Annotated in this window: 10 protein-coding genes and 1 pseudogene; 6 read left to right on the top strand and 5 right to left on the bottom strand. The window is 71.3% G+C overall.

Annotation, left to right across the window (positions count from 1 at the left end):
• Positions 1 to 126: 126 nt before the first annotated feature.
• The gene (locus tag HC362_RS20985) at positions 127 to 759 is read right to left on the bottom strand and encodes a hypothetical protein (RefSeq protein WP_243085560.1); all 633 of its coding nucleotides are present in this window, start codon (positions 757 to 759) and stop codon (positions 127 to 129) included.
• Between the two features lie 420 nt (positions 760 to 1179).
• Here HC362_RS20985 and HC362_RS20980 point away from each other — a divergent pair, with 420 nt between their 5' ends.
• The 6 genes and pseudogenes from HC362_RS20980 to HC362_RS20955 all read left to right on the top strand — a co-directional run bounded on the left by HC362_RS20980 (position 1180) and on the right by HC362_RS20955 (position 8762).
• Positions 1180 to 2688, top strand: a complete 1509-nt coding sequence (locus HC362_RS20980) for an FG-GAP-like repeat-containing protein (RefSeq protein WP_243085559.1) — start codon at positions 1180 to 1182, stop codon at positions 2686 to 2688.
• 219 nt (positions 2689 to 2907) lie between these two features.
• Positions 2908 to 4017 (top strand): annotated as a pseudogene (locus tag HC362_RS20975) (N-acetylmuramoyl-L-alanine amidase); the annotation flags it as partial.
• Positions 4018 to 4147: 130 nt separating this feature from the next.
• On the top strand, positions 4148 to 5749 hold the full coding sequence (locus HC362_RS20970; RefSeq protein WP_243085558.1) for an MFS transporter: 1602 nt from the start codon (positions 4148 to 4150) through the stop codon (positions 5747 to 5749).
• 116 nt (positions 5750 to 5865) lie between these two features.
• Positions 5866 to 6771 (top strand): LysR family transcriptional regulator, encoded by a 906-nt coding sequence (locus tag HC362_RS20965; RefSeq protein ID WP_243085557.1) that lies wholly within the window; start codon positions 5866 to 5868, stop codon positions 6769 to 6771.
• 99 nt (positions 6772 to 6870) lie between these two features.
• On the top strand, positions 6871 to 7482 hold the full coding sequence (locus HC362_RS20960) for a cysteine dioxygenase family protein (protein ID WP_243085556.1): 612 nt from the start codon (positions 6871 to 6873) through the stop codon (positions 7480 to 7482).
• 263 nt (positions 7483 to 7745) lie between these two features.
• Positions 7746 to 8762, top strand: coding sequence for a putative sulfate exporter family transporter (locus HC362_RS20955; RefSeq protein ID WP_279240183.1), 1017 nt, complete (start codon positions 7746 to 7748; stop codon positions 8760 to 8762).
• A gap of 472 nt (positions 8763 to 9234) precedes the next feature.
• On the opposite strand, the gene HC362_RS20950 is transcribed toward HC362_RS20955, so the two are convergent.
• From HC362_RS20950 to HC362_RS20935, 4 genes are all read right to left on the bottom strand, one after another.
• Positions 9235 to 10026, bottom strand: coding sequence for an ABC transporter permease (locus tag HC362_RS20950; protein WP_243085554.1), 792 nt, complete (start codon positions 10024 to 10026; stop codon positions 9235 to 9237).
• Positions 10023 to 10988 (bottom strand): ATP-binding cassette domain-containing protein, encoded by a 966-nt coding sequence (locus tag HC362_RS20945; protein WP_243085553.1) that lies wholly within the window; start codon positions 10986 to 10988, stop codon positions 10023 to 10025. The genes HC362_RS20950 and HC362_RS20945 overlap by 4 nt, the downstream gene beginning before the upstream one ends.
• A gap of 49 nt (positions 10989 to 11037) precedes the next feature.
• Positions 11038 to 11880 carry a DUF4097 family beta strand repeat-containing protein gene (locus HC362_RS20940; protein ID WP_243085552.1) on the bottom strand — a complete coding sequence of 281 codons (843 nt, stop codon included), beginning with the start codon at positions 11878 to 11880 and terminating at the stop codon, positions 11038 to 11040.
• Between the two features lie 75 nt (positions 11881 to 11955).
• Entirely contained in the window at positions 11956 to 12456 is a 501-nt protein-coding gene (locus tag HC362_RS20935) for a toxin-antitoxin system HicB family antitoxin (protein WP_243085551.1), read from the bottom strand.
• Positions 12457 to 12728 lie beyond the last annotated feature (272 nt).

Genomic DNA, 12728 nt, shown 5'->3' with positions numbered 1-12728 from the left:
GGGTACGGCGTCGGCCGACCGCTCGGCGGCCGGCCGGACACAACCTCGGCAACCCTACCGGTGGCCTCGCGCGTGCGGAGCAGCGCCGGGGAGCTCACCCGGCGCTGTGACCAACCTCCCTGTGGCTCACCTGGGTTGTGCGCGGGTGAACCGGTCGGGCTTGCCGTTGTCCCAGTCGAGCGTGAGGGTCCGGCCGTCCTCGCTGACCCTGGCCTGGCCGGTCAGGTTCAGCCCCCGGCAGGTCACGGAGATGCGCAGGCTGCGGCTAATGGGCCCGGAACAGCTGGCGCCCTGGCCCGCGAACGTGTAGGAGCCGCCTGTGACGGTGAAGGTGATGGGCTTGCCCTTGACGAGGTAGGGGAAGTACCAGGTCCCCTGCACCGCGTCGATCCCGCGCTTGCCGCCGGGCGCCTTTGAGGCGGTGCCGTTCCCGCTCGCCCGCTCACCGTCGGCGGTGCTCGCGCTCGCGCCGGACGCGGGGCCGTCCGAGCCCTTCGCGTCCGCGCGGGCCGGGCCGGACTCCGGCGCGGCCGAGGAGTGCGAGGAGCCCGAGGGGTGCGCGGACCGCGTCGAGGGAGCAGCCGAGGAGTCCGGGCGGGAGGAGGCGCTCTCCTTGCCGGGGCTCGCGCCGGCGCCGTGGTCCCGTTCGGGCCGCTCGACGGCTTCGCGGTTCTTGCCGTCCTCGACTTCCTTGGCGTGCTCGCCGCCCTTGCCCGTCCCGCCGTCCGCGCAGCCGGACAGGGCGAGGGCCAAGGCCATGACGGCACCTGCGACGAGTGAGGTTTTTCCCCGCACGAGAATTCCTGTCCTGTCTGAGGGGCACATCCGAGAAAGACGGTGACCCGGCCGAGAGGGAATTTTCCGGGAGTTTGCCACAGCAGGCCACGGCAACCGGACAAAACCGTCACGCACTGAATGATTTCCCGTCTTATTTCGGCCGAATGGGGGGACGGAAATGCGAAGGGAAACCCGTGGCCGCCCGGACAGCTCGGTCTCGGCACCCTCCCGTCTCCCCGCCGCAACCCCGGCGCAACCTGTCCGCCTTCTCGACACAACCCTCGGCCCGCCTCGCGTGTCTCACCGACGAGACAAGCGCCCCGGTCCCGGTCCGTCCCCGCAGGCTCAACTCCCGCTCACCGCACTGCTGCTGAGGACCGGAGCACCGACACAGGAGGACGAGTGCACCAGACCAAAGCCACCCCCCGACCGACCCCCGGTCCCACCGCGACGGCGCGGGCCACCGTCACAGCAGCGCGCGTCATCGGGGTGACGGCCGCGCTGCTGGCCGGTACCGCCTGCGCCATGGGACCGGCGAACGCGACACCGTCCCACCCGGCCACGGCCTCCGGTGCCGCCGCGATATCCGGCGGCGCCGCGGCGCCGAAGGGCGACTTCGACGGCGACGGCTACGCGGACACCGTCGCGAGCGCCTGGAAGGCGACCGTCTCGGGTCACCAGTACGCGGGCTTCCTCACCGTGACGTACGGCTCGGCGACGGGCACGAGCGTCACGCACCGGCAGTTGTTCAGCGCCAACTCGGCGGGAGTGCCCGGGGACGCGGAGACCTACGGGAACTTCGGCCGCAACTCGGCAGCGCGCGACTTCGACGGTGACGGCGTCACCGACCTGGCCGTCAGTGCCAACAAGGGCATCGTCGTGCTGTGGGGCGAGAAGGGCAAGGGCCTCACCAGCGCCTCGCAGCTGTCCGGCGTCACGGACGTCACCCGGCTGGTCGCGGGGGACTTCAACGGCGACGAGAAGCCCGACCTCGCCGTGGGCACCGGGGACTTCGACAAGGGCCTGAAGGTGCTGTACGGGGGCTTCACCCGGGACGGCAAGGCCGCCGAGGAGGACCAGCGCGAGACCGGGCACGAGTTCGGGCCGACGTCGCTGACGGCGGGCGATGTCACCGGTGACGGCATCGACGATCTCGTCACCACTCACGCGTTCGAGGAGATGGCCGAGAGCAGCGAGTTCTTCCGGGGCGGCAAGGACGGGCTCGCCACCGGGTCCGCCAACACCACGGCCGCGGAGAGCGGCGTGATCGCCGACGTGAACAAGGACGGCTTCGGCGACCTGGTGATCCGTACCGTCCCCGGCGGTGTCGTGGAGAACCTGCCGTACGACCACGGCACGCTCAAGGTCCTCTACGGCTCGGCCGAGGGCCCGGGCGCCAAGCGGACGGCGACCCTCGACCAGAACAGCACGGGCGTACCCGGTGTCAACGAGGACGGTGACGAGTTCGGCAAGGCGCTCGCCGCCGGTGACGTCAACGGTGACGGCTACGCCGACATCGCCGTCGGCGTGCCCGGTGAGGACATCGGCAGCGGCGCCGGCGGCAAGGACACCGGCGCTGTCGTCCAGCTCCTCGGCGGCAAGAACGGGCTGACCGGCACCGGCGCGAAGAACTGGGACCAGGGCAGCCCGGGTGTGCCCGGCGCTGTCGAGGCCGGGGACGGCTTCGGCGGGGCGCTGGCCTTCGGCGACACCGACAAGGACGGCCGGGACGACCTGGCCATCGGCGCCCCGGGGGAGGACGGCGCCGGCACCGCGACCGACGCGGGTGCGGTGTGGGTACTGCGGGGTGCCTCCGGCGGTTTGACCGCTGAGGGAGTTGTGTCTTACGGGCCGAAGGCGCTGGGGGCTCCGGAGAAGGGGTCGCAGTTGGGGAGCGGTTTCTCGCGCTGAGGCTTGCCATTTGAGAGTCGGCGTCGTTGTGGTGGAGCTCCGCCATGGCGGCGCCGGCTTTTCGCCGTTGGGGCTTCGGATGTCTCCCGGGTGCGGGTGGGTTGCTGGTTGCTCGCGCCCCAACTCCCGGTTCTCATACGGCCGTTGTCATGCACTAGCCACATCTGTACTGTGACGCCCCAGGCGCCTGAGCTCCATCCCCCCACCACAGGAGCAGACATGGCTTCACCCACGCATGCCCGCAGAGCGCGAAAGCGCGTCCGGGTCGCCGTCGCCGCATCCCTCGGCACCATCCTCGCCTCCGGTGCGCTGTTCGTCGGCGTCCAGTCGGCGACGGCGGGACCGAGCGAGGACCCCTCGATGAACGAGTCCTTCGAGGCCGCCGCCGAGAAGTACGACGTGCCACGGGACGTACTGGCGGCCGTCGGCTACGGCGAGACGCACTTCGACGGCCACGACGGCAAGCCCAGCCAGGCCCACGGTTTCGGTGTGATGCACCTGGTCAGCAACCCCTCACGGCACACCCTCGAACAGGCGGCCGAGATCACAGGCGAGTCCGTCACCGAGCTGCGCGAGAACACCGACGCCAACATCCACGGCGGTGCCGCGGTCCTGCGCGCCCACGCCGACAAGCTCGGCCTGAGCGCGGCCGAGCGCGACGACGTGGACGCCTGGTACCAGGCCGTCGCCCGCTACGGCGGCGGCAAGGGCACCGTGGCGCGGATGTACGCCGACGACGTCTACAAGATCCTCGAAAAGGGCGTCCGCGGCAGCACACCCGACGGCGAGCGGATCACCGTCCAGGGACAGGCCGTCCACCCAGAGAAGGGCAAGCCGGCCGCCGCGGGGCCCGCGAAGCAGAGCCCGGACTACCCCGACGCCACATGGGTCCCGGCCAACGGCAACAACTTCGCCAAGGGCCGCAACGCCAAGATCGACAAGATCGTCGTCCATGTGACGCAGGGCTCGTACGCGGGCACCATCAGCTGGTTCCAGAACCCCGAGGCGCAGGTCAGCTCCCACTACGTGGTGCGCTCCAAGGACGGCGCTGTCACCCAGATGGTGCGGGACGCGGACACCGCGTACCACGCCAGGAGCGCCAACGCCTCCGCGCTGGGCATCGAGCACGAGGGGTACGTCGACGACCCCTCCTGGTTCACCGACTCGATGTACCGCTCCTCCGCGAAGCTGACCCGCCATCTGGCGGACAAGCACAGCGTCCCGCTCGACCGCAAGCACATAGTCGGCCACAACGAGCTGCCCGGGAACGACCACACCGACCCCGGCAAGCACTGGAACTGGGACACGTACTTGAAGCTGGTCAAGGGCTGAGGCCGGGGAGGCCCGGCCGCCGCACCGACCCGGCCCTGACCTCCGTACGGCCTAGGACCAGCGGACGAGCGGTCTGAGCAACCACGGTAGGTGTCGCCTGTCACAGGTGGCACTTACCGTGGTGAGCATGCCAGCGACCGAGACCGACAGCGACGCCCTGCCCCCGCCCTCCGACCCGGTGGAGCTCCGTGCGGAATCCGTGCTCGGCGCCGCCCACCGGCCGCTGACGTTCGGCATCGTCTCCGTCGTCCTCCTCATCGCCTTCGAGGCGACGGCGGTGGGCACGGCCATGCCGCTGGCCGCCGACGAGCTGAACGGCATCTCCCTCTACGCGTACGCGTTCTCCGCGTTCTTCACCACCTCCGTCGTCGGCATGGTCGCCTCGGGGCAGTGGTGCGACCGGAGAGGACCGCTGCCCCCACTGGCCACCGGCATCGCGCTCTTCGCCGGTGGCCTCGTACTGTCCGGCACCGCCGTGGCCATGTGGGTCTTCGTACTCGGCCGGGCCGTGCAGGGCGTCGGCGGCGGGCTGGTGATCGTCGCGCTCTACGTCACCGTCAGCCGCGCCTACCCCGAGCGGCTGCGGCCCACCGTCATGGCCGCGTTCGCCGCCTCCTGGGTGGTGCCGTCCGTCGTCGGCCCGCTGATCGCCGGCACCGTCGCCGAACAGCTGGGCTGGCGCTGGGTCTTCCTCGGCATCCCGGTGCTCGTGGCGCTGCCGCTGCTGGTGATGCTGCCGCCCCTCAGACGCCGGGCCTCGGGCCCGCCCGAGGACGCCTCCCGCGAGTCCGACGGCGACGCGGCCCCGGGCGGCCCGGCCGAGTCCGCAACGGGCGGACGGCGTATCCGGCTCGCGGTCGTCGTCGCGCTGGGCGCCGGACTGCTCCAGTACGCCGGGCAGGACCTGCGCCCCCTCGCGCTGCTGCCCGCAGCCGCGGGCGTCGCCCTGCTGGTCTTCGCGCTGCGGGTGCTGCTCCCCCGCGGGACCGCACGGGCGGCACGCGGCCTGCCCGCCGTGGTCCTGCTGCGCGGCATCGCGGCCGGCTCCTACGTCGTAGCCGAGAGCTTCGTTCCGCTGATGCTGGTGACCCAGCGCGGGCTGTCGGTCACCCTCGCCGGACTCACCCTGGCCGCCGGGGGCGCGCTGTGGGCGCTGGGCTCCTTCACCCAGTCGCGGCCCCGGCTGGAACCGCACCGGCAGCGCCTCGTCCAGACCGGCATGACGCTGGTCACCCTCGCCATCGGCTACGCGCCGCTGGTGCTGGTGGAGTCGGTACCCGTATGGACGCTCGCACTGGCCATGGGCATCGGCTGCTTCGGCATGGGCCTGACCATCTCCTCGCTGAGCGTGCTGCTGCTGGGCCTCTCGGCGCCCCGGGAGGCCGGGCGCAACTCCGCTGCCCTGCAGCTGAGCGACGGCCTGTCCAACGTCCTGCTGCTCGCCCTGACCGGCGCCCTCTTCGCGGCGCTCGGCGGCGGCGCGGTCACGGTGACCGAAGCCGCCCCGGACGCGGGAGCCGGTGGTGCCGACGGGGCACAGCCGGCGGCGTTCACGGCCGTGTACGCAGTCTCCGCCGTCGTCGCGCTCATCGGCGTATGGGTGGCGGGACGGCTGCGTCCCGAGGCGGACGAGGCCCGGCCTCGTCCGGCCACCGCTGTGGTGACCGGGGCGGCCGGGACCGAGGAGACCACCGGGACGGCAGCACAAGTGAGTGATGCACCTGAGTGATGCACCTGAGTGATGCAGCTGAGTGATGCGTCGGAGTGATCCAGAAGCGGATACGCGCCAGCCGACACCCACCCCAAAATCTGCTTATGGTTCTACCCCTGCATAGGGTTCGGGGCATGTTCGACTCGCGGCACATCCAGACCTTCCACGAAGTGGTGCGAGCGGGCTCCTACTCCGCCGCGGCCCGCGCACTGGGCTACACCCAGCCCGCGATCACCCAGCAGATGAAAGCGCTCGAACGGTCCGTCGGCACCCCGCTGTTCATCCGCGTCGGCCGCCGGATGCGGCTCACCGAGGCGGGCCAGGCCCTGGCACGCCACTCCGAGGCGATCCTGGAGAGCATCCGCACAGCCCGGCAGCAGATGGAGTCCCTCACCAGACTCCAGGCCGGAAAGGTCACCGTATGCGCCTTCCCCAGTGCGGGCGCCACCCTGGTCCCCGAAGCCCTCGCCGAACTGGCCGCCGAGCACCCCGGCATCCGGGTCGAGCTCCAGGAGGACGAACCGCCCGAGTCGCTGCGCCGGGTGGTACGCGGCGAGTGCGACATCACCCTCGCCTTCACCTACCCCGGCCTGCGCGAACAGGTGCCCGGGGAGCTGGTGGAGATACCGCTCCTGGAGGACCAGCTCACCGTGCTGCTGCCGATCGGGCACCCGATGGCCCGGCGCCGCGCGGTACGGCTTCGCGAGCTGGCCGACGAGCGCTGGATCGCCGGCTGCCTGCGCTGCCGGGCCAACTTCCTGCACGAGTGCGCCGAGTTGGGCTTCGCGCCCGAGATCGCCTTCACCACCGACGACAACCTGGTCGTCCAGAGCCTGGTCGCCGAGGGCCTGGGCGTCGCCATGGTGCCGGGCCTCGTGCTGTCGTTCCTCGTCCACAAGAAGGTGACGGGCCGCGCCCTGGACCCCGCCTCGCGCCGCCAGGTCTCGGCGTACGTACTGCGCGAGCACCTGGAGATACCGGCGACCGCGCGGGTACTGGAGGCGCTGCGCGCGGTGGCGGAGCGGCGGGTGGGCTGCTGAGGGTGCTCGGCCGGCCGCCGGGCACCCATAAGCAGAATTGAGGGAGTCCCCAACGAACCGTCGTTGGACGTGATGGATGGCCGCCGCGACGCTGCCCGTATGACAGCGACGACGACCACGACGACCGCTGCCTCCACGGCGGGGACGACGGGGCGCATGCGCGCCCTCATCGCGGATGTACGCGAGGCCGTCGGCAGGGGGCTGCCGCCGGATGTGACCGCGTATCTGGTCGGCGAGAAGCTGGCCCCGCACCTGGGCGCGGATGACCTGCTGACCGACGCACAGTGCGAGCCCGACCCGGATCGCTACCGCCAGCACGTGCTGCACGCCGAGAGCGACGGCAGCTTCTCCGTCGTCGCGCTGGTGTGGCTGCCCGGCCAGGGCACCTCCGTTCACGACCACGTCTCCTGGTGCGTCACCGGCGTCCACCAGGGGGAAGAGCACGAGCGCCGCTACCGGCTGCTGCCCGCCGACGCGGCCGCCGGCGGCAGCGCACGGCTCGTCGCCACGGAGGACGTCGTCAACCCGGTCGGCGCGGTGTGCGGGTTCGCGCCTCCCGGTGACATCCACCGCGTCTGGAACGGGTGCGACTCGGTCGCCGTCTCCCTGCACATCTATGGTGCGGACATCTCTCGGCTCGGGAGCAGCGTGCGCCGCGTTTACGACCTGCCGGTCGATGCGGCCGACCCGGTCGACCCGGCCGACGCCTGATGGCGTTGCTGGGGGATCGGGGGCGAGGCGCGGCTGCTTCTGGGACCTCGCGGGCGCGGGGCTCGCGGGCTGGGGGCTTGCGGGATTCGGGCTCGCGGGATGCGGGCTCGCGGGATGCGGGCTCGCGTTCTGAGACCTCGCGTTCTGCGGGCTCGTGGGCGTTTGCGGCTTCGCGGGGCTCCGCGAGTTCGCGGGGCACGGCCGCCTCGGGGGCCGCCGTCGCAGATGCAGCCCGGAAGCCGAGTCGGCTGCCCGGGCTCGCGCTGGCCGCGCTGGGCGTGGCCGCCGCATCGACGGTGCACCTGCTGGTGCCCGCCGTACCCATGCTGACGGTGGCAGTGGTGCTGGGCATCGCCGCGGCGCACCTGCCAGGGCTGCGCGGACTGGTGCGCGGGGCCGCACGCCCGGGGCTGACCTTGGCGGGCAAGCGGCTGATGCGGCTCGGCATCGTGCTGCTCGGCCTGAAGCTCGCGCTGAGCGATGTGCTGGGACTCGGATGGGCGACGGTTGCCATGGTGGCGTGTGTCGTCGTCGCCACCTTCTTCGGCACCGTATGGCTGGGGCGCAAGCTGGGGCTGCGGGGTGACCAACCACTGCTCGTCGCGACCGGCTACTCCATCTGCGGCGCGTCCGCCATCGGCGCCGTCAGCGAGGTGCGGGGCAGTGAGGAGGAGGACGTTGCCACGTCCGTCGCCCTGGTGACACTGTGCGGCACGCTGGCCATCGCCGTACTGCCGCTGCTGCGGGGGCCGTTGGGGTTGGACGCCGGAGAGTTCGGCCGCTGGGTCGGTGCCGGGGTGCACGACGTGGGACAGGTGGTCGCCACGGCCCAGACCGCGGGGCCTGCGGCGCTGGGCCAGGCGGTGCTGGTGAAGCTCCTGCGCGTGATGATGCTGGCGCCGTTGGTGGCGTGTGTGGTTGCTGCGGGGCGACGGCGTCGGGTGGACGTCGCTGGGAGGGCCGCCGGTGGGGCCGACGCCGGTGGGGCCGACGCCCACGGGGCGGGGCGGCCCGGTTCGAGGCCCCCGTTGGTGCCCCTTTTCGTTGTGGGCTTTCTCGCCATGGTCGTTCTCCGTACGACGGGCCTGGTGCCGGCCGCGGGGCTCGACGGTGCGGCGCGCGTTCAGGAAGTCCTGTTGGCTGCCGCGCTCTTCGGGCTCGGCAGCGCGGTGCACCTGCCGTCGTTGACGCGGACCGGGTTGCGGGTCGCTGCGCTTGGCCTCAGCGCTTGGCTCGTCATCGCCGGCGCCTCGTACGGGGGCGTCCTCTTGACGACCTGACCTCTTGCGGGGTGCCGTGGGTTGTGGACGCACGCCCCGTTTGCGTCCCGGCTTGCGCCGACAGGTCGTGTCGGGGGGCGAACCCCTCACGGGGTGCCCCCGCTTGTGGACGCACGCCCCGTTTGTGTCCCGGCTCGCCGCCGAGTGGTCGTGTCGGGGGGCGAACCCCTCACGGGGTGGCCCGCCGCTTGTGGACGCACGCCCCGTTTGCGTCCCGGCTTGCGCCGACAGGTCGTGTCGGGGGGCGAACCCCTCACGGGGTGGCCCCCCGCTTGTGGACGCACGCCCCGTTTGTTGCTTCGGCTTGCGCCGACAGGTCGTGTCGGGGGGCTCCGCCCCCCAACAGCCCCCCGCTAGGTGGGCTTCGCCCCCCTAGGACCCCCCTGCCGCAATCCCGAACCCCATTGACTTTCAGCAGTCCCTCAGTGGTGCCGGTCCCTGGAGCGGTCGGTGACGACCCTGCGGGAGGGGGCTATTTCGGGTCGCGGTTGAACTGGGAGGTGGACCAGAGGTAGCCCAGGACGGTGAGGGCGAGGGCCCAGGTGATCGCCAGCCAGGCGTTGTGGCCGATGTCGGTGCCCAGCAGGAGGCCGCGCAGGGTTTCGATGGCGGGGGTGAAGGGCTGGTACTCCGCGATCGGCTGGAACCAGCCCGGCATCGCGTCGAGAGGTACGAAGGCGCTGGAGATGAGGGGGAGGATGATCAAGGGGGTGGCGTTGTTGCTGGCCGCCTCGGCATTGGGGCTGGACAGGCCCATACCCACCGCGATCCAGGTCAGCGCGAGAGCGACCAGTGCGATGAGGCCGAACGCCGCCAGCCACTCCAGCGCTGTGGCATCCGTGGAACGGAAGCCGATGGCCACCGCGACCGCGCCGACGACGATGACGCTGAGGACCGACTGCAGGACGCTGCCCACGACGTGGCCGACCAGGATCGAGGGGCGGTGGATGGCCATGGTGCGGAAGCGGGCCATGATGCCTTCCGCCATGTCCATGGACACGGAGACGGCCGTCCCCGCAGGGGTGGCGCCGATGGTCATCAGCAGGATGCCAGGGACGATGTAGGCGATGTAGGCGGAGCGGTCCGGGCCGCCGCCGTCGATGCCGGCGCTCATCGTGTCACCGAAGACGTAGACGAAGAGCAGGAGCAACATGATCGGGGTCAGTAGCAGGTTCAGGGTGAGGGAGGGGTAGCGGCGCGCGTGCAGGAGGTTGCGGCGCAGCATGGTGGTCGAGTCGCGGACGGCGAGGGACAGGGTGCTCATCGGGTGGTCTCCTTGGGCCGGGTGGTGGTCAGGGCGAAGAACACGTCGTCCAGGTCGGGGGTGTGCACCGTCAGCTCGTCCGCCTCGATACCGGCCGATTCCAGCCAGTCCAGGAGAGAGCGCAACTCGCGCTGACTGCCGTCGCAGGGGAACTGGAGCGCCAGCGCTTCCTCGTCGGTGGTGGCTTCGCGCAGGGCGGAGGCGGCTGTCTGGTAGGCGGCCGGGTCGGTGAAGCGGAGGCGGATGTGGCCGCCGGGAATGAGGCGCTTGAGCTCGTCGGCGGTGCCCTGGGCGGCGATCTTTCCGTCGCTCAGGAGCGCGATGCGGTCGGCGAGTTCGTCGGCCTCCTCCAGGTACTGCGTGGTGAGGAAGACGGTGACCCCGCCCGAGACCAGCTCACGGATGATCTGCCACATGTTGTGGCGCGAGCGCGGGTCCAGGCCGGTGGTCGGCTCGTCCAGGAAGATGATCCGGGGGCTGCCGACCAGCGTCATCGCGATGTCCAGGCGGCGTCTCATACCGCCGGAGTAGGTGGAGGCGGGCTTCTTCGCCGCGTCGACGAGATCGAAGCGTTCCAGGAGTTCGGCCGTGACGCGTCGGCCCTCACGACGCGAGAGGTGGTGCAAGTCCGCCATCAGGAGCATGTTCTCCTCGCCCGTGATCAGGCCGTCCACGGCGGAGAACTGACCGGTGACGCCTATCGCGGCGCGCACCGCCTGTGCGTCAGTCGACAGATCGTGGCCCGCGACCTGCGCCTGCCCGCCATCGGCGGTGATCAGCGTGGAGAGGATCTTCACCGCCGTGGTCTTGCCGGCGCCGTTCGGGCCGAGGAGGGCGAAGACCGAACCGGCCGGGATGTGCAGATCGATGCCGTCCAGCACGGTCTTGTCGCCGTAGGACTTGCGCAGGCCGACGGCGGAGACGGCGGGTGGGCTGGACGTGGGCATGACAGATGAAGGCATGGAGCCCTCCCGTTAAGGGGTTGAAGTGACTGAGGTGAGGGGCCGGAGCTCAGGCGCGGGCGCGGCGGATGTCGATGTTGCCGTAGCGGGTCCGGGCACGGACCTTGACGGTGTCCTCGGTCTCCTCCGGGGCCTCGGAGGCGGTCAGCGTGTTGCGTACCTGCCCTCGGTCGGAGCTGACGTCCAGCCAGGCGGCAGTGCCCTCGCGGATGCCGACCTCGATGGCGCCGTAGGAGGTATCCAACTTGACGGTGCCGCAGGCGACATCGGCGACGCGCAGGGTGCCGTGGGCCGTGGCGGCCGTGACCGAGTCCTCGGCGCGCGCGATGTCGATGTCGCCGTTGGCGCCTTTCACCTGCAGCTCACCGGTCGCGGCGCCGACCATCGTGGTGCCGTGTGAGTTCTTCAGGACGGCGGGGCCGTCGATGAGGCCGACGCGCAGGCTGCCGAAGTTGGTGGTGATCTCGGCGGCGCCCTCGATCTGCTCGACGGTGACCGATCCGTAGGAGGCGGCGAGCCGGAGCGGTCCCGTCGTGTCGAGGCGGACGTCACCGCCCGAGGTCTTCACGCGGACCTCGCCGAGTCGGCCCTCGCCGAGCACCTGGGTCCAGGAACCGGTCACCTCGACGCTCGAACCCGTGGGCAGTTCGACCGTCACGTCGACGAGGCCGCCGGGCCCGATGAAGACCCGCTCCTTGGTCTTGACCGTCAGAAGACCGCTCGCGAACGAGACCTCGGTCTGCTCGGCGGCCCGCACATCCTTGTCCCGCTTCGGGTCGCGGGGCCGCACCTCGACGACCGTGTCGGGGCGGTCCCCCGCAGTGAACTGGATGGAACCGGCGCCCACGTGGGCGGTGACCGCGATCGGTGCCGGAGTGTCGAAAGAAGGCATGGCTGTACCGTCCTCGTGAGTCCTTGGGGCGTCCCCGCTGGTGGGACGTGGTGGAGGTGAAGCAGAGGGGGGCGGCTAGCGCACCCAGCCCGTGAAGTTCTGTCCGAGGGTGCGGGTCCGCTCCGTCGGCCGCGCACCGCCGTCGACCGCGGCCGACACGGCCCGCACCAGCCACGCGTTGACCGACAAACCCTCCCGGCTCGCCGCCTCCTCGGCGCGCGCCTTGAGATGGGCCGGCAGCCGAAGATTGACGCGTGCGGTACCGCCCTCGTCCCCCTCGGCCTTGAGGGGTTCGGCAGGAGCAGCGACCAGTTCCGCGGGGCCGCCGTCCGTGGGCGGCGGCGTCACCACGAAGTCGGGGTCGAGCCCGCGCAGCCGTACGTCGACCGAGCCGGGTGCGAGCTCCCGGGTGATCTCGTCCATCGCGGCCGAGAGCACGTTGAGAATGGTCAGCCGAGTCGCCGACTCCAGCGGAGCGGTGAGCCGCTCGGCCAGCTCGCGCGCGTCCTCCCCACCGGCCTCGGCGGCCACCGCGAGCTCACGGCGGAGGGAATCGACATACGGGGTGAGATCCATGACGCCATGATGGCACCAAAATGGCGCCACCGGCAACCCCTACTGAAACCTCGACACCTCAACCCTACTCTGACTTGCGCAGATATCGTATGGCACCACCTGGCGTCACCTGGTGCCATACGAGTGCCACCACCCGCAGGGTCGTCACCGACCGCTCCAAGGACCGGCACCACTGAGGGGATGCTCTTTACGTCCATGGGGCTCGGGATTGCGGAAGGGGCCCCAGGGGGGCGGAGCCCCATCAAAGACACGCCCCCGAAGGCGGGTCCCGA

Origin of the sequence: Streptomyces sp. 891-h (genome assembly GCF_022760275.1) — a bacterium.
Taxonomy (GTDB): domain Bacteria; phylum Actinomycetota; class Actinomycetes; order Streptomycetales; family Streptomycetaceae; genus Streptomyces; species Streptomyces spirodelae.
Note: the sequence above shows the minus strand (reverse complement) of the source record. Positions and strands in the feature narration are given on the sequence as shown.

Coding starts and splice junctions, on each gene's coding strand:
- HC362_RS20940 (WP_243085552.1), bottom strand. CDS start 11,880: ATGCCTTCTTTCGACACTCCGGCACCGATCGCGGTCACCGCCCACGTG.
- HC362_RS20960 (WP_243085556.1), top strand. CDS start 6,871: ATGACAGCGACGACGACCACGACGACCGCTGCCTCCACGGCGGGGACG.
- HC362_RS20970 (WP_243085558.1), top strand. CDS start 4,148: ATGCCAGCGACCGAGACCGACAGCGACGCCCTGCCCCCGCCCTCCGAC.
- HC362_RS20965 (WP_243085557.1), top strand. CDS start 5,866: ATGTTCGACTCGCGGCACATCCAGACCTTCCACGAAGTGGTGCGAGCG.
- HC362_RS20945 (WP_243085553.1), bottom strand. CDS start 10,988: ATGCCTTCATCTGTCATGCCCACGTCCAGCCCACCCGCCGTCTCCGCC.
- HC362_RS20935 (WP_243085551.1), bottom strand. CDS start 12,456: ATGGATCTCACCCCGTATGTCGATTCCCTCCGCCGTGAGCTCGCGGTG.
- HC362_RS20985 (WP_243085560.1), bottom strand. CDS start 759: ATGGCCTTGGCCCTCGCCCTGTCCGGCTGCGCGGACGGCGGGACGGGC.
- HC362_RS20950 (WP_243085554.1), bottom strand. CDS start 10,026: ATGAGCACCCTGTCCCTCGCCGTCCGCGACTCGACCACCATGCTGCGC.